16 protein-coding genes and 1 pseudogene are annotated in these 15,502 nt (G+C 71.1%); 12 read left to right on the top strand and 5 right to left on the bottom strand.

Annotation, left to right across the window (positions count from 1 at the left end):
• Positions 1 to 493: pseudogene (locus BIU96_RS03995) on the top strand (hypothetical protein); the annotation flags it as partial.
• A gap of 75 nt (positions 494 to 568) precedes the next feature.
• Here BIU96_RS03995 and BIU96_RS03990 read toward each other — a convergent pair.
• Positions 569 to 1,744, bottom strand: coding sequence for an ROK family protein (locus tag BIU96_RS03990; protein ID WP_071291317.1), 1,176 nt, complete (start codon positions 1,742 to 1,744; stop codon positions 569 to 571).
• A gap of 132 nt (positions 1,745 to 1,876) precedes the next feature.
• On the opposite strand from BIU96_RS03990, the gene BIU96_RS03985 reads away from it, so the two are divergent.
• From BIU96_RS03985 to BIU96_RS03945, 9 genes are all read left to right on the top strand, one after another.
• Positions 1,877 to 3,181 (top strand): ABC transporter substrate-binding protein, encoded by a 1,305-nt coding sequence (locus BIU96_RS03985; RefSeq protein WP_071291356.1) that lies wholly within the window; start codon positions 1,877 to 1,879, stop codon positions 3,179 to 3,181.
• An 11-nt stretch (positions 3,182 to 3,192) separates the two neighbouring features.
• Positions 3,193 to 4,140, top strand: coding sequence for a carbohydrate ABC transporter permease (locus BIU96_RS03980; protein WP_071291316.1), 948 nt, complete (start codon positions 3,193 to 3,195; stop codon positions 4,138 to 4,140).
• Positions 4,140 to 5,045, top strand: a complete 906-nt coding sequence (locus BIU96_RS03975) for a carbohydrate ABC transporter permease (protein WP_139199772.1) — start codon at positions 4,140 to 4,142, stop codon at positions 5,043 to 5,045. The genes BIU96_RS03980 and BIU96_RS03975 overlap by 1 nt, the downstream gene beginning before the upstream one ends.
• Positions 5,006 to 6,808: a glycoside hydrolase family 13 protein gene (locus BIU96_RS03970; RefSeq protein ID WP_254785944.1), complete on the top strand. Its 1,803-nt coding sequence runs from the start codon at positions 5,006 to 5,008 to the stop codon at positions 6,806 to 6,808. The genes BIU96_RS03975 and BIU96_RS03970 overlap by 40 nt, the downstream gene beginning before the upstream one ends.
• A 134-nt stretch (positions 6,809 to 6,942) precedes the next feature.
• Complete coding sequence (locus BIU96_RS03965; protein WP_071291315.1) at positions 6,943 to 7,467, top strand: helix-turn-helix transcriptional regulator; 525 nt, start codon at positions 6,943 to 6,945, stop codon at positions 7,465 to 7,467.
• Positions 7,464 to 8,549: a serine hydrolase gene (locus BIU96_RS03960; protein ID WP_071291314.1), complete on the top strand. Its 1,086-nt coding sequence runs from the start codon at positions 7,464 to 7,466 to the stop codon at positions 8,547 to 8,549. Before BIU96_RS03965 ends, BIU96_RS03960 begins: the two co-directional genes overlap by 4 nt.
• Complete coding sequence (locus BIU96_RS03955) at positions 8,546 to 8,926, top strand: hypothetical protein (protein ID WP_071291313.1); 381 nt, start codon at positions 8,546 to 8,548, stop codon at positions 8,924 to 8,926. Before BIU96_RS03960 ends, BIU96_RS03955 begins: the two co-directional genes overlap by 4 nt.
• A 78-nt stretch (positions 8,927 to 9,004) precedes the next feature.
• Entirely contained in the window at positions 9,005 to 9,925 is a 921-nt protein-coding gene (locus BIU96_RS03950) for an ABC transporter ATP-binding protein (RefSeq protein ID WP_071291312.1), read from the top strand.
• A complete protein-coding gene (locus BIU96_RS03945) occupies positions 9,922 to 11,142 on the top strand; it encodes an ABC transporter permease (protein ID WP_071291311.1) in 1,221 nt (406 codons plus the stop codon). The genes BIU96_RS03950 and BIU96_RS03945 overlap by 4 nt, the downstream gene beginning before the upstream one ends.
• Positions 11,143 to 11,174: 32 nt before the next feature.
• Here BIU96_RS03945 and BIU96_RS03940 read toward each other — a convergent pair whose 3' ends face one another.
• Positions 11,175 to 11,807, bottom strand: a complete 633-nt coding sequence (locus BIU96_RS03940; RefSeq protein WP_071291310.1) for a TetR/AcrR family transcriptional regulator — start codon at positions 11,805 to 11,807, stop codon at positions 11,175 to 11,177.
• 92 nt (positions 11,808 to 11,899) lie between these two features.
• Positions 11,900 to 12,565, bottom strand: a complete 666-nt coding sequence (pnuC, locus tag BIU96_RS03935; RefSeq protein ID WP_071291309.1) for a nicotinamide riboside transporter PnuC — start codon at positions 12,563 to 12,565, stop codon at positions 11,900 to 11,902.
• Between the two features lie 146 nt (positions 12,566 to 12,711).
• Here pnuC and BIU96_RS03930 point away from each other — a divergent pair, with 146 nt between their 5' ends.
• Positions 12,712 to 13,239, top strand: a complete 528-nt coding sequence (locus BIU96_RS03930; RefSeq protein WP_071291308.1) for a hypothetical protein — start codon at positions 12,712 to 12,714, stop codon at positions 13,237 to 13,239.
• Positions 13,240 to 13,292: 53 nt separating this feature from the next.
• Here BIU96_RS03930 and BIU96_RS03925 read toward each other — a convergent pair whose 3' ends face one another.
• Entirely contained in the window at positions 13,293 to 13,940 is a 648-nt protein-coding gene (locus tag BIU96_RS03925; protein WP_071291307.1) for a hypothetical protein, read from the bottom strand.
• 139 nt (positions 13,941 to 14,079) lie between these two features.
• Entirely contained in the window at positions 14,080 to 14,682 is a 603-nt protein-coding gene (locus BIU96_RS03920) for a hypothetical protein (RefSeq protein WP_217642233.1), read from the bottom strand.
• Between the two features lie 200 nt (positions 14,683 to 14,882).
• Here BIU96_RS03920 and BIU96_RS03915 point away from each other — a divergent pair, with 200 nt between their 5' ends.
• Complete coding sequence (locus BIU96_RS03915; RefSeq protein WP_254785942.1) at positions 14,883 to 15,494, top strand: TetR/AcrR family transcriptional regulator; 612 nt, start codon at positions 14,883 to 14,885, stop codon at positions 15,492 to 15,494.
• Positions 15,495 to 15,502 lie beyond the last annotated feature (8 nt).

Genomic DNA, 15,502 nt, shown 5'->3' with positions numbered 1-15,502 from the left:
CTCCAGCGGTCAGGCCGTCGTCTTCGTCGAAGCGTCCTCCTCGGGAGCGCAGCGGGTCCGCGTCCTCCAGGTGTCGGGCGAGACCTCGAGTGCCCTCGGCTCCCTCCTGATCTCGTTCGGCGACACGACCGGCACCCCGGTTGCCCCGGTCACCCCGGTCTCGCCGGTTGCCCCGGTCGACCCGACGCGCCCCACCGACCCCGGCTTCACGGTGACGCCGCCGACCTCGTCGACGATCACCGCCCCGAAGGTCTCGCTGATCGAGAACTTCGGCCTCCAGCGCCGTGCCTCGATCCTCATCCAGGGGCAGAAGCTCGCCGGCTCCGAGTTCCTCGTCACGCTCAACGGCAAGACCGAGCGCCTCTCCGGCTCGACCGGCCAGACCATCGCGTTCGTCAGCTCCAAGACCTCCGGTCCGCAGACCGTCAGCGTCAAGCAGGTCTCCGGTGAGACGTCGAGCACCGTCGCGACGTTCACGGTCAACTTCTTCTGATCCCCGAACACGACTGAGAGGGGTCGGGCCATCGGCCCGGCCCCTCTCGGCCGTCCGGGCCGCGACCGCTCCTGGTCAGGAAGCGACCGGAGTGGTGACCGATCGGACGACGAACGACAGCGGGTCGGCCCGGACGGCGTCGACGGCGTGCTCGACGGCGCCGAGCACGACGACGTCGGCCCCGAGCGACGACGCGACGATCTCGGGCACCGGGTCGAAGTGGCCGCCGTCGAGCAGGTCGCGCGCACGGTCGATCACCGCGGCTGCCGGCTCGGCGATCGCGCCGGCGACGACCACGCGGTCGATGTCGAGCAGGCTCGCGAGCAGCACGCAGACCCGGGCCAACCGGTCGCCGAGCCGGTCGACGATCGAGACCGCGACGGGGTCGCCGACCCGGGCGGCGGCGAACACCGCGGCGGCGTCGGACTCCGGCCCGAGTGGACCACTGACGGGCAGTCGCCCGGCGCCTGCCGCCTCGACGACCAGCGTGCGCGCCGTCGCGCCGATGCCGTCCGAGGAGCCGACGCCGTCGACGATCTCGAGCACACGCATCTCACCGGCACCCCCGTGGGCACCGCGGAGGAGCACGCCGTCGACCACGAGGCCGGCGCCGAAGCGTTCCCCGGAGAGCAGCGCCGCGAACGAGGCCTCGCCCGAGGAGGGCCGCTCGGCGAGCGCCGCCAGGTTCGCGTCGTTCTCGACGACCACGCGGCCGCCCGGCACGTCGTCGCCGAAGCCCGGGTTCATCCGGTCCCAGAAGCCGCCGTCGCCCGGTGACACTCCGGCGGCGTCGACCGGCGCCGGGATCCCCACGACCGTCACGAGCACCCGGGAGGGATCGACCGCGGCGTCGGCGAGCGCGGTCGCGATGGTCTCGGCCAGGACCCGCAGCCGGACGGGCACGTCGAGTCCGGAGTCGCCGAGGGTGCCCGTCGCACGCCCGAGCACGGCACCGCGGAGGTCGGCGACGAGGACGGTCACGCGGTGCTGTCCGGCGTCGACGCCGACCACCACCCCGGCGTCGGTGTCGAGTTCGTAGCGCCGCGCGGGGCGTCCCATGCGGTACTCCCCCGCGGCCCGGGCGTCGTCGAGCTCGCGGACCCAGCCGAGACGGACGAGTTCCTCGCACGCGCCGAGCACGGTCGAGCGCGTCAGGCCGGTCGCGTCGATCGCCTCGGTCGCGGTGAACGCGTGCACGGCGAAGGCGTAGTCGAGCAGCGTCTCTGCGCTCGTTCCCCGGTGCGACGGCATGTCGTGACCCTATCGCGACGTCACTTGCTTGCGCGATTAGATTTTCTCGCTACATTTAGTCTTGCGGGCGACACCGGAGCCGTCCCGCGGTCCGGAACGGCAGGGACGCCGGGTCCGGTGGACGGAGACGACGTGCGACCACACGCCACAGAACCCGCCAGGAGCGCCGCAGCGGTCAGCCGCCGCGGTTTCCTGTTCGGTGCGGGCGGCATCGGAGCGAGCCTGGCCCTCGCGGGATGCGCCCCGCTCGGTTCGTCGAGCAGCCGACCCGAGACGATCACGTTCTACGTCTCGAAGCCCGAGGTGATCGGGTACTTCGACGACGTGATCGCGAAGTTCCACGCCAGCCAGGACAAGATCCGGGTCGTCCGCGACTCGACGTCGAGCATGTCCGCGAACTTCGTCCGGAACCGGCCGCCGGACCTCGGGTGCTGGAACTACAACTTCTCCGTCGCCCCGTTCGTCGAGCACGGCGCGCTCACCGACCTGTCCGACCTGCCCCAGGCGGACACGATCAACCCCGACCTGTGGCCGCTCCTCGAGCAGACCGCCGACTACCCCGGGCGGAAGAGCGCCCTACCGTACTCGGTCACCGCCGCGTCGGTGATCTACAACAAGCAGCTGTTCGCCGAGCAGGGCCTCGAGGTCCCGACGACCTGGACCGAGTTCGCCGACCTCTGCGGGCGCCTGACGAAGGCCGGCATCGCCCCGATCTACGGCACGTTCAAGGACAACTGGACGATCGCGCAGGGCATGTTCGACTACTCGATCGGCGGCATGATCGACGTCCCGAAGACGTTCGCGGCGCTCGAGCGCGAGGGCACCAGCGTCGGGAAGGACTCGTCCGTGTCGTTCGAGAGGGACTTCGCCGCCCCGATGCAGCGGATGGAGCAGCTCCGTCAGTGGCACCAGGACGGTGCGGCCAGCCGCGGGTACGGCGACGGGAACCTCGCCTTCGCGCAGGGCAAGGCCGCGATGTACCTGCAGGGGCCGTGGGCGCTCGGCGAGATCGCCAAGACGAACAAGGACATGGACCTCGGCACGTTCCCGCTCCCCGTCACCGACGACGCCGCCGACCGGAAGGTCCGCGTGAACGTCGACCTGGCGCTCTGGATCCCGGAGGCGTCCCGCAAGCAGGAGGCCGCCCGCGAGTTCCTGTCGTACCTGATGACCCCGAAGGTGAACGACAAGTACAACGCGGACAACAACGGGTTCGGCGTCCGGAAGGACGCTCCTCCCGCCTCGAACCCCGCACTCACCGGCATGCAGTCGTACTACGACGACGCGGCCTTCTACCTCGGCGCCTCGCAGCTCATCCCCGCCGAGATCCCCGTCGCGAACTACGCGCAGTCGATCGCCTTCGGCGGCGACGCGCAGCGGCAGCTCCGCACCCTCGACGCCGACTGGGCGCGGCTCGCGCTCCGCACGGCCGCGTAAGGAGACCTCGCATGGCCACCACGACCACCGAATCGATCACGACGGCTCACCGCCGCCGACGGGGCGGAGCCGCACCGCGCCTCCAGTCCGTCACCCACAAGCGGAAGCGGATCGAACCGCTCTTCCTCGCCTTCCTGCTCCCCACCCTGCTGCTCTTCACGCTCGCCATCACGCTGCCGGCCGTGATGGGCATCGTGCTGAGCTTCACGAACTCCGTCGGCTTCGGCGAGTTCCGCTTCATCGGCCTGACGAACTACGTCGCCGTGTTCTCCGACCCGGCGATCCTGCAGGCGTACGTGTTCACGCTCGGCTTCTCGCTCGTCACGGTCATCGTCGTGAACGCGGTCGCGTTCCTGCTCGCCATCGCGCTGACGTCGAAGATCCGCGGGAAGATCGCGCTCCGCGGGGTGTTCGTCCTGCCGATGGTGATCTCCGGCATCGTCATCGCGTACGTGTTCTCGTTCCTGTTCGCGAACAGCCTGCCGGCGGCCGCGTCCGCGCTCGGCTTCGCCCCGCTCGAGCAGAGCATCCTGGCGAACCCCGACCTGGCGTGGGTGGCGATCGTGATCGTCACCGCGTGGCAGGCGATCCCGTCGACGCTCCTCATCTACATCGCCGGGGTGCTGTCCATCCCCGGCGAGGTGTACGAGGCCGCGGCGCTCGACGGCGCGAGCGCGTGGCGGCAGCTGATCTCGATCACCGCGCCCCTGACGGCCGGCTACATCCTGATCAACCTCGTCATCGGGTTCAAGAACTTCCTGAACTCGTACGACATCATCGTCGGCCTGACCGACGGCGGCCCCGGCACCTCTACCACGAGCGTCGCGATGTCGATCTTCAAGGGCTTCAACGGCGGCGACTACGCCTACCAGATGGCGAACGCCACGATCTTCTTCGTCATCGCGGTCGTCATCGCCGTGATCCAGCTGCGGGCGACCCGCGGGAAGGCAGCGCTCTGATGTCCCTGCAAGCACCCCTCCGCCCCGGCACCACGACGACCGGCAGCATCCGGTCCGTCGATGCCGACAAGACCACCGGCCGCCGCGGCGGACGGTCCAACTGGCCCGTCACCGTCCTGCTGGTCGTCTGCGCCCTGTCGGTCCTCGTCCCGCTCTACGTCACCCTCACGATGGCGTTCAAGACGACCGCGCAGTCGGTCGACGGCAACGCGTTCTCGCTGCCGGCGCCGTTCAGCGTCGACGGCTTCGTGCAGGCCTGGCAGCTGACCGACTTCCCGCGGGCGTTCGGCGTCTCGGTGTTCGTCGCGGCGATCACCGTCGTCGGCACGATCCTGCTCGCCTCGTTCACGGCGTACGCGATCGCCCGGAACTGGGACCGCCGACTCTTCCGCTGGTCGTTCTTCTACCTGCTCGCGGCGATGTTCCTGCCGTTCCCGGTGCTCGCGCTGTCGCAGGTGAAGCTCACCGGCATGGCCGGGCTCGACAACCCGGTCGGCGTCGCGATCCTGCACGTCATGTTCCAGCTGTCCTTCAGCGTGCTGCTCTTCACGGCGTTCCTGCGGTCGATCCCCGCCGAGCTGGAGGAGAGTGCCCGCATCGACGGTGCGAGCACGGGGCAGGTGTTCTGGCAGCTGGTGTTCCCCCTGCTCGCGCCGATGAGCGCCACCGTCGGCATCTTCGCGTTCCTCGCGTCGTGGAACGACTTCGTGATGCCGTCCCTGATCACCTCGAACCCGGCGCTGCAGACCCTGCCGGTGCTGCAGCAGATGTTCCAGACGCAGTTCAGCAACAACTACAACGTGTCCTTCGCCTCGTACCTGATGGCGATGGCCCCGGCGATCATCGTCTACCTCATCACCCAGCGATGGGTGATGGCCGGCGTGACCCAGGGCGCGATCAAGTGACCACGACGACCCAAACCTCGACGACCCCCACCTCCTCGACCCAGACCTCCACGACCCCGACCTCCACGACCTCCGAGAGGATCCCCGTGACCGACATCCTGGTCCAGCCCGCCGCCACCACGACCGACGAGACCTGGTGGCGCCAGGCGAGCGTCTACCAGATCTACCCGCGCTCCTTCGCGGACGCGAACGGCGACGGCATCGGCGACCTGCGCGGTGTGACCTCGCGCGTCGGGTACCTGGCGTCGCTCGGCATCGAGGCCGTCTGGCTCAGCCCGTTCTACCCGTCCGCACTCGCCGACGGCGGCTACGACGTCGACGACTACCGCGACGTCGACCCGAAGCTCGGCACGCTCGACGACTTCGACGCCATGGTCGAGGCGCTGCACGGTGCGGGCATCCGGGTGATCGTCGACATCGTGCCGAACCACACGAGCGACCGGCACGAGTGGTTCCGCGAGGCGCTCGCAGCACCCAAGGGCTCCGCCGCCCGAGACCGCTACGTGTTCCGCGACGGCAGCGGACCGTCCGGCGAAGAAGCCCCCGCCGACTGGATCTCGATCTTCGGCGGCCCGGCGTGGACCGCGGTCGGCGACGGCCAGTGGTACCTGCACAGCTTCGCCAAGGAGCAGCCCGACCTCAACTGGGCCAACCGCGAGGTCCGCGACGACTTCCTGCACACCCTCCGCTTCTGGTCCGACCGCGGGGTCGACGGGTTCCGCATCGACGTGGCGCACGGGCTCGCGAAGGACCTGGGCGAGACCCTGCCGACGTGGGCCGAGCTCGCCGAGATGCCGAAGGACGGCACGCACCCGCTGTGGGACCGCGACGACGTGCACGAGATCTACGCCGAGTGGCGGCGGGTCTTCGACGAGTACACCCCCGCACGCACCGCCGTGGCCGAGGCCTGGGTCGCCGCCGACCGCCGCGCCCGCTACGCCAGCGCCGAGGGGCTCGGCCAGGCGTTCAACTTCGACCTGCTCGAGGCCGACTTCGACGCCGGTTCGTTCAAGGAGATCATCGAGTTCAACCTCGGCCTGGCCGAGCAGTCCGGCTCGTCGACCACGTGGGTGTTCTCGAACCACGACGTCGTCCGGCACGCCACCCGGTACGCCCTGCCGCCGCGGAGCGGCGACGCCGACCACGCCCCGACCACCGAGAAGCAGGGCAGCGCGTGGCTGCTCGCCGGTGGCTCGCAGGACACGCTCGACCGGTCGCTCGGCCTGCGACGGGCGAAGGCCGCGACCCTGCTCGAGCTCGCGCTGCCCGGCTCGGCCTACCTGTACCAGGGTGAGGAACTCGGTCTGCAGGAGGTCGGCGACATCCCCGATGCCGACCGCCAGGACCCGGCGTTCTTCCGGAACCCGGGCGTCGACGTCGGCCGTGACGGCTGCCGCGTGCCCATCCCGTGGACCCGCTTCGGATCGTCGTTCGGCTTCGGTACCGCCGGGTCGCACCTGCCGCAGCCGTCGTGGTTCGGCGAGTCCTCGGTCGAGGCCGAGGACGCCGACCCCGACTCCACGCTGAACCTGTACCGGAAGGCCCTCGGGCTCCGCGGGCAGCTGCAGTCCGAGGAGCACCTCGAGTGGCTCGAGACCGGACGCGACGACGTGCTCGCCTTCCGCCGGCCGAACGGCTGGACGAGCGTGACGGTGTTCGGTGACGAGCCCTACGAACTCCCCGCCGGCGAGCTGCTGCTCGCCTCCGCGCCGGTGGCAGACGGCGCACTGTCGGGTGTGGGGACGGCCTGGTTGCGTTCCTGACGGAAGGTGCGCGTCCTCGACGCGACCAGGTGCCGGACTGGAGGCGCGGTGCAGGCAGGCACCGCGCCTCCAGTCCGTCAGGCGGTCTCGTTCCCGACCGTTGCATTGATTCCGGAAATCCGTAGGATCGAATCATGACGGACACCGAGGCGGCGATCACCGACCTGCGGGAGCGGGTCGCGGCGCTGGAAGCGGCGCTGCTCGCACACCCCACCCCCGACATCGACCCGCCGTCCGACGGGGATGCGGACGCCTTCTGGGCGCTGACCGGGCTCGAGGCGCGCCTCGGCGACACCGGCGGCGTGCTCTACACCGGCAGCGTCGCGACGGTCGGCGGCCCCGTGCGGTGGCAGTACGGTGCCACCGCAACCGACCTGTTCACCGACGACTGGTCGGCCGGTACCGTGGCGACGTCCCTCTCCGCCCTCGGACACCCGGTCCGGCTGCGACTCCTGCAGGTGCTCGCCGACCGGCCCGCCTCGGTCGCCGAGCTGCGCGACCTCCCCGACGTCGGCAGCACCGGGCAGGTGTACCACCACCTCGGGCTGCTGCAGACAGCCGGGTGGGTGCGGCAGACCACGCGGGGCCACTACGCCGTCCCGCCGGAGCGTCTCGTCCCCCTGCTCGCAACCGTCCTGGCCGGCGGGAGGACCCCGTGACCGCGCGGCCGGTCCGCCGTCGGACGGCGGTCACGGCGGCTGCCGCGGGTGCCGCGGTCCTCGGACTCGGCGCGCTCGGACGTCCGCGGCCGCCGCGCGCCGGCGCCTCCCGGACCGGAGACCCGGAGCTCGCCGACCGGCTGGCTGCGATCTGCGCCGGCACCACCGTCGGGAACGTGACGGCGACGGTGGTGGGACCCGACGACACGCGGTTCGCCGGGCTCGGCGCCGACCGGCACACCGAGGTCGAGATCGGGTCCGTCACGAAGACCACGACCGCGTTCCTCCTCGCCCGACTCGACGCCCTCGGGGTGGTCTCCCTCGACGACCGGGTGGCCGACCACCTCGACGTCGGCGCGGGCGAGTACAGCCTGCTCGAGCTCGCCAGCCACCGGTCCGGACTCCCCCGGTTGGACCCTCGACCGGCTGCAGTGGGCCGGATGGTCCTGTCGAACTTCCTGCGTTCCGACCCGTACCAGGCCGACGGTCCCGCCGACGTGGTCGCCGCGGCACGCTCCGCCGGCGCGACCGACCGCGGCGAGGTGTCCTACTCGAACCTCGGCGTCGCCCTGCTCGGGCAGGCGCTCGCGACGGCGGCCGACACCCCGTGGGACGAGCTGCTCCGGACCCACCTGCTCGAACCGCTCGGCATGCGGTCGACCACCACGCCGCTCAGCCCGGCGGGCCTCGCTCCCGGAGCCCCACGTGGAAGGACCGTGGCCGGACGACCCGCAGACCCGTGGACGATGGCGGGCTGGGCGCCGGCCGGCGGGGTCCGCTCGACGGCGAGCGACATGTCCCGGTACCTCCGCGCGCTCCTCGACGACGCGCTGCCCGGCGTGGCCGCCGACGACCTGCTCGAGCTGCGCTTCGACGCCGGCGACGGCAGCCGCGTCGGACTCGCGTGGTTCACGGACCGGTTCCGCGGTCGCACGGTGACCTGGCACAACGGCGGGACCGGCGGGTACGCCACCATGCTCGCGATGGACCGTCACTCGCGCACCGGGGTGTTCGTCGCGTCGGACGTCGCCGCCACCGTGGACCAGGTCGGCATCCGGCTGCTGGCGGAGGTCGCCGCTTGAACGCCGGGTGGGTGCTCGTCGTCGTCTCGGTCATCGGCCTCGTGGCACCGGCCGGGGTCGCGCTGGCCGGCTTCCGGGGCCTCCGTGGCCCGGTGCCGCGCCGGGCGGGCGCACAGGACCGGCTCGTCGTGCTGTCCGGCGCGGTCGGAGCCGCCGCGATCCTCGTCGTCGCCCGGCAGCTCGGCGACTGGGACGGCGCGCTGTCCGCAGTGTGGTGGGTGCTCACCGGCGTTGCAGCGGCGTGCGCCGTCGGGATCGCGCTGCGGTGGCCGGACCTGCCGTGGCGGGACCCGCACCGCCGCGGTGGTCCGGTTCGCGACGGTGTCGGGATCGGCCTCACCGTGCTGTTCGGAGCGGTGGCCGCGCTGGTCCTCTGACCGACGGTCCATGCTGCTCAGCCGACCGACGGGCCGTCAGGCGGTCCCGGTAGTGTCGGCACGTCGAGAGGGGCGAGGATGACCGGGGCGAGGATCACCGTGCAGGACTTCGTCATGCGCTTCGGCGACCGGAACGTGGTCGACGGCCTGTCGTTCGACATCGCCCCCGGCGAGACCTTCGGCCTGCTCGGCAGCAACGGTTCCGGCAAGACCACCACGATCCGCGCCCTGCTCGGCATCACGACGCCGACGGCCGGCACGCTCACGATCGACGGGCACCCGTACAAGCCCGCCACCGGCGGCATCGGCTACCTGCCGGAGGAACGCGGGCTCTACCGCAAGGAATCCGTGATCGACGTGATGTCCTACTTCGGGCGACTGCGGGGGCTCCGCGGTCCCGAGGCCACCGCGTGGAGCATGGACTACCTCGCCCGGGTCGGCCTCGCCGACCGCGCGAAGCTCCGGGTCGACAAGCTCTCCGGCGGCCAGCAGCAGAAGGTGCAGCTCGGCATCACGATCATGGACCGCCCGCGCCTCCTCATCCTCGACGAGCCGACGAAGGGCCTCGACCCGGTGAACCGTCGGCTGCTGCTCGACCTGGTCGACGAGCGGAAGGCCGACGGTGCGACCGTCATCCTCGTCACGCACCACATGGACGAGGTCGAACGGCTCTGCGACCGGATCCTGCTGCTCAAGGACGGCACCGCGGCCGCCTACGGCACCATCCCCGACGTGCAGGACGCCTTCGGCGGTGCGGTGGCCCGGGTCGGCCTCGACGGCACCGTCCCGCGCTCCCCGCTCTACCGGCTCGCCCGCCACGAGGGGCACGTCGCCTACCTCGTCCCGACCGAGGCCGCTGCGGCCGACGGGTCGGACATCCTCGCGACGCTCGTCGCCGCCGGCGTGCACGTCACCGCGTTCAAGATGCGGCGCATCCCCCTCGACGAGATCTTCGTGCAGGTCTACGGGCACGACGCCGACGCCGGGGTGGCCGCGTGAGCCGCCTCGGGACCGTCGTCCGGTTCGAGTTCGTCCGCGCGGTGAAGAAGCCCGCGTTCTGGATCGGCACGCTCGCGCTGCCGGTCGTCATCGTGGTCGTCTCGCTGCTCGTCGGCGTCGGGCAGGCCGCCGGCACCGACTCGGTGATGTCGAGCTCGTCGGCGGCACGGACCCCGTTCCACTACGTCGACGACTCCGGCCTGGTGTCCGAACGGGTCGCGCACAAGTGGGGCGGATCACCGTCCAGTGACCCGGCAGCCGACCGTGCGGCAGTGCGGGACGGTCGGCTCGACGCCTTCATCACCTTCCCCGAGTCGCCGTCGACCACGCCGATCCGGGTCGAGGCCGCCGACCGCGGCCTGTTCGGCAACGGCGGCTACTCGTCCCTCGCCACGCAGGTCCTCGAGCAGAGCGTCGCTTCGACGGTCGACGACCCCGAGACCGTCCACCTGCTGCGGACGCCGCCGGACACCGACCTCACCACGTACGCCGACGGCAAGGTCGCGCCGGGGTGGCTGTCGATCGTGCCGCCGTTCGTCTTCGTCGCCGCGTTCTTCGGGCTCGTCATCCTGCTCGCAGCGCGGATGGTGACCGTGGTCGTCGAGGAGAAGGAGAACCGGATCTCCGAGATGATCCTCACAACGGTCACCGCCGGCGACCTCATCCGCGGCAAGGTCATCGCCATGCTGCTCGTCGGGTTCGTCCAGGTCGGGGTGTTCGTGATCCCCGGGCTCGTCGGCCTGGTCGCGCTCCTGCCGCTCATCGCCTCGCGCCTGGGTGGCCTCGTGATCGACCCGTGGCGGATGACCGTCGGGGCGCTGCTGCTCATCGGCGGTGTGCTGCTGGCGTCCGGGCTCTTCGTGGCCGTCGGCGCCGCCGTGCCGTCGATCAAGGACGCCTCGGCGCTGCAGTCCGCGGCGATCTTCGCGCTGATCATCCCGATCTACGCGGCGTTCTTCGTGATGACGACGCCGACGTCGCCGATCGCCGGGTTCTTCACGTACTTCCCGACGTTCACGCCGATCACCGCGATGGTGCGGAACGCCGTCGGTTCCCTCAGCGTGACCGAGTCGGTGGTGTGCATCGTCGAGGTGTTCGTCGTCGCCGGGCTGCTGCTGTGGTTCGCGGAGTACCTGTTCCGGCACTCGGTCGCCCAGTACGGCTCGAAGGTGACGCTGCGCCAGATCGCGTCGTGGCGGCGGACCCGCGCGCGCTGACCGCGCGGTGAGGCCTCGGCCACCGCCGAGGATCATCTCGTCAGGACGACCTCGTCGAGGTCCCAGGCCGGGACCTCACGCTCACGCCAGCCCTGGCGGAGGGTCCGGACGGCGCGGTCGTACTCCACCAGCACGTCGAGGTGCGGCCGGACCAGCATCTGGATCTGCAGGCCCTCGTACACGGCGAGGAGCTGCGTCGCCGCCTGGTAGGCGGGGATCGCGAGGCGTTCGTTCCCGGCGTCGACGTCGCGTTGGATGCCGGTCTCGAGCTGAGCGACGTACTCCTCGAAGCGTTTCCGGAACAGCTCGGCGAAGCGGGTGTCGGCAGCGGCGATCGTGATCACGCCGGCGAGCACCCGCACGAGGCCCGGGTCGGCGACGTCCTCGGCGAGGGTCATCCGGACGAACGCGATCGTGCAGCTCGGCGGGTTCTTCCGGCGGGTCCCGCGGAGCTGCGTCCACCGGTCGTACGTCACGAGCAGCAGCGCGTCCCACGTCGGGAAGAGCCGCTCGACCACCTCGAGTCCGACGCCCGCGACCTCGGCGACCACCGATGCGTCCACGGCGTCGAAGGGGTGCAGGCGGTAGGCGCGGATTGCTCCGCGGACGATGCGCTCGGCGATGGACTGTTCGTCCTCGATGCGCTCGCCCTGCTCGTGGTCCATCCGACCATCCCAGCGGACGGACGGGCTCCTGTCTGCTCCCCGACCGGGGGCCGTTGCGTTCTGCGGACGATCGGCGCGGACCCCGCCCCCGGTCAGCCGACCGTGACGGGCGCCGACGACGGCTTCGTGCGCTGCTGCATCCAGACGAAGAACCCGGTCAGGGTGAACACCCCGTAGACGACGTACATCAAGCCCGAGGCGTAGTAGCCCGCCGAGAACAGCAGGGGGACGCCGACCAGGTCGACGGCGACCCAGATGAGCCAGAACTCGACCCATCCCTTCGCCATGCCGTACGTGGCCAGCAGCGAGCCGACGAAGATCCAGGCGTCGCTCCACACCGGCTCGTAGGAGCCGAGGGCACGGAAGACCGGGGTCAGCACCGCGGTGCCGCCCACCAGGGCGAGGACCAGCAGTCCGCGGGTCTTCCAGGAGGCCCAGCGCGGCTCGATCACGGTCGTCGCGTCGTCGGGTCGGTGCGTCCACCGGTACCAGCCGTAGACGCTGACGATGATGAACATCACCTGCCGGCCGGCCTGGCCGAGCAGGTTCACCGGGTTCGGGGTGTCGAAGAGCGCGCCCATGAAGACGGTGAAGAGCAGCGCGTTGCCGACGATGCCGACCGGCCACGCCCACACCTTGCGGCGCATCCCGCCGAGCGCGCTGAGCAGGCCGAACACGTTGCCGATCACCTCGCGCCAGAGCACGGTCTGGTCACCGATGACGAGCTGCGCGTCGAACAACCACCGCACGATCCCCATGGGGCCCTCCTCGTTCCGGTCGATGCAACTGCATCGGGTGGGCCGGTATTCCGGGCTGGCACCGTGCCTCCAGGCCGGATGCGCACCGCCGCACCGCCCCACCGGCGGTGACCACGCGACGACCGCCGACACTACGCTCGGGTGACGTGACGGACGGGGTGGAACGAGCCAGGTCGCTGCTCGACGACGCGGCACGGGCGCTCCGTGCCGCCGACGTCGCCGACGAGGCACTCGGCGAGTACGTCGAGCCGAAGGCCGTGCTCGGCATCCGGCGCGAGCCCACGATCCGGTCGCTCGGCCGGGTGTGGCGGGTCGGCGCGTTGCTGATCGGCTCGACGGTGGAGACCGGCGGACGGGTCTGGGCCACCGGACGGATCACCCGGGTGACCGAGGCCGGGCGGTCGCAGTTCGTGTCCGTGTCGGCCGAGGTGCGCCGGGCGTACCGGGCGGCGGCGGCGAAGGGACACTTCGAGCCGGGCGACACCGTGAACCACGGCGCGACACCGATCCCCCTCGACGAGTCGCTGGTCGGGTGGGACGGGGTGCTCTTCGTCGAGGGTGACGTCCCCCTGGTGCGGTGGTCTCCCACGGCCGGCGCTGCGGTGCCGCTCGAGGAGTACCTGGTCGACCGGGTCGGGCTCCTGGTCGATCCGCCGAGGGGTGCGACGGACTGAGGCCGGGGTCGGGCGTCGGGCGCCGAGGGCGCTCGTCACCGTGTGGCTCGGTGTCAGCTGGCGAGCTCGTCGATCCAGCTGGATCGCATGCGCAGGGCGCGCTCGGTGCTCCCGACGACCGCGCCCGCACCGACGAGCAGGTTGAGGTGCAGGGGCAGGTGCACCGGCGAGGTGAAGGTCCCGACCGAGTCGGCGACGGGTGGGATCTGGGAGATCGTCTCGACGAGCTGCGGAACCGAGACCCCGAGCCCGACGGCCACGAGGGCGATCGAGACGAGGCCGATGACGCGGCTCACGCCGGGATGATCCCGGTGCAGGCGCGCGCGGCGACCCTCCGCCGACGCGGGATCGGGTGCGAGCAGCCGCTCGGTACCGTCCGCGCGGACGTGGTGACACCGCTTGAGTCCGAAGCCGTTGATCGCGACTTCGATGCGACCGTCCGGCACGGTGAACACGGCCGGCATCGTCGAGTACGAGCGCAGTGCGCCGTCGACGAAGAGCCGTGCCCGGACGGCGCCGTCGCTGGCGTCACCGCCGTGGCGGACGTCGACCGTGTAGACCGACGCCACCCCGTCCGGGCCGGTGATGGTCGTCGACCGCAGGGACCGGCTGAACACCTGCCACCAACGGAACCGGCGGAGTGGCTCCCCGGAGCCGGCCCGGACGCGCCGACCCCGCCACCCGGTGAATCGGAGCGCCATCAGCGTGCGGCCTCGGGCACCGCGTCCGGCGGTACGGTGTGTGCGGTGTGTGCGGTCGACATGCTTTCCTCACTGGTCCTGATCGAGGCGCGATGGCCGTGGAGTGGAGCGGGACGGTGCGGGGCTGCGCTCGGTCCGGTCAGAGCAGCCACTGGCTGAGCGGGTGGACGAAGTACCGGAGGGAGTAGGCCTCCCAGACGGCCCCGACGACCAGCAGCGCCAGGGCCGGCAGGGCGAGGGAGCCCGTCGCGCGCAGCCCGGTCAGGTAGCCCTGCCGTCGCTGTGTCACCCGGGCGGCGTCCGGGCGGATCCAGTACCTGCCGATGAGGAACACGCCGAGGGCGACGAGGATGTACGCCTGCAGCTCGATCACGATGGTCAGTGCGTGCGGGATCAGCGCCACCCTCCCCTCGGGGCTGCCGGGCACGAGGGTGACCCCGGTCTGGACGAGCCAGTACCCGAAGAACGCCAGGCCGGCGAACGGGACGATCAGCGACGGCACCACGATGGTGAGCAGACTGAGGCGGAAGACGTTCACGGCGAGGATCAACAGGGCGAACAGCGGGGGCCGGTCGAACACCGATCCCACGAGCGCTGCCGTGCCGTCGTCCTCCAGAGTGGTCGCGCGCGCCTGGCTGAGTCCGGGGAACAGCAGCCCGGCAGCGAAGCCGAGCACGAACAGCCCGTACGTCGCGACGTTCAGGACGAGGAAGACCCGCGAGTCGTCCCGGATGATCTCCACCGGGCGTCGCCAGAACGGCAGGGTGTCCGTCGCCGACGAGTCCGAAGTCGGGCGGACCCTCCTCGGGGGTGTTCCGTCGGGCGGCTGCGTCACCTGTCATGCTCCTTGTCCGGGGCGCCCGTCAGGCGCTAGTACGATGTGCTAGTCCACGCAGGACGCTAGCACAGTGTGTTAGTCAAGGGAAAGAGAAGTGGTGACCGGTGACCGATCCGCACACTCCGGACACGAGGTCGAAGATCCTGATCGCTGCGGCGACCATGCTCAGTGAGGACCCGACCGCACGCCTCACGGTCCGTGCGGTGGCGTCGCGCGCAGGGGTGAGCACCGGATCACTCCGGCACTTCTTCCCGACGCAACAGCAGCTGCTCGACACGGTCGTCGAGGGACTGCAGACGATCGAGATGGCGGACGACCCCATGGCCGACCCGTCGAAGAGCCCCGCCGCTCGACTGGAAGCCTGCCTCCAGGTGCTCCTGACGAGCGTCGGCACCGGAGCCGACGCTCGTCAGAACTGGATCGCGATGCACGAGGCGTACATCGCGTCGCCCACCCCCGACGAGTCCGGGAACACGTTCCTCGCGATGGAGCGCCTGGGCATCAGCCGCGTCCGGCGGTGGCTGGACACGCTGCGTCAGGAAGGCATCGAACTGCCCGACGACCTCGAGGATCATGCGCGGTTCCTGCTCACCGTCGTCAACGGTCTAGCGCTGGAACGCGCGCTGCCCGGAGCGCGCTCCCGCATCCCGTTCGAGGAGCGGTCGCTCCGACTCGCCGTCGCCGCGGTCCTGGGGCAGCGCCCGGCTCGGTCCTGAACCGACCG

Source organism: Curtobacterium sp. MCBA15_008, from assembly GCF_001865065.1.
In the GTDB taxonomy this organism is placed as follows: Bacteria; Actinomycetota; Actinomycetes; order Actinomycetales; family Microbacteriaceae; genus Curtobacterium.
Note: the sequence above shows the minus strand (reverse complement) of the source record. Positions and strands in the feature narration are given on the sequence as shown.

Bases quoted from the DNA above. Each gene is read 5' to 3' on its own strand.
- BIU96_RS03990 (WP_071291317.1), bottom strand. From the start codon at position 1,744: ATGCCGTCGCACCGGGGAACGAGCGCAGAGACGCTGCTCGACTACGCC.
- BIU96_RS03980 (WP_071291316.1), top strand. From the start codon at position 3,193: ATGGCCACCACGACCACCGAATCGATCACGACGGCTCACCGCCGCCGA.
- BIU96_RS03975 (WP_139199772.1), top strand. From the start codon at position 4,140: ATGTCCCTGCAAGCACCCCTCCGCCCCGGCACCACGACGACCGGCAGC.
- BIU96_RS03970 (WP_254785944.1), top strand. From the start codon at position 5,006: ATGGGTGATGGCCGGCGTGACCCAGGGCGCGATCAAGTGACCACGACG.
- BIU96_RS03965 (WP_071291315.1), top strand. From the start codon at position 6,943: ATGACGGACACCGAGGCGGCGATCACCGACCTGCGGGAGCGGGTCGCG.
- BIU96_RS03950 (WP_071291312.1), top strand. From the start codon at position 9,005: ATGACCGGGGCGAGGATCACCGTGCAGGACTTCGTCATGCGCTTCGGC.
- BIU96_RS03940 (WP_071291310.1), bottom strand. From the start codon at position 11,807: ATGGACCACGAGCAGGGCGAGCGCATCGAGGACGAACAGTCCATCGCC.
- pnuC (WP_071291309.1), bottom strand. From the start codon at position 12,565: ATGGGGATCGTGCGGTGGTTGTTCGACGCGCAGCTCGTCATCGGTGAC.
- BIU96_RS03925 (WP_071291307.1), bottom strand. From the start codon at position 13,940: ATGGCGCTCCGATTCACCGGGTGGCGGGGTCGGCGCGTCCGGGCCGGC.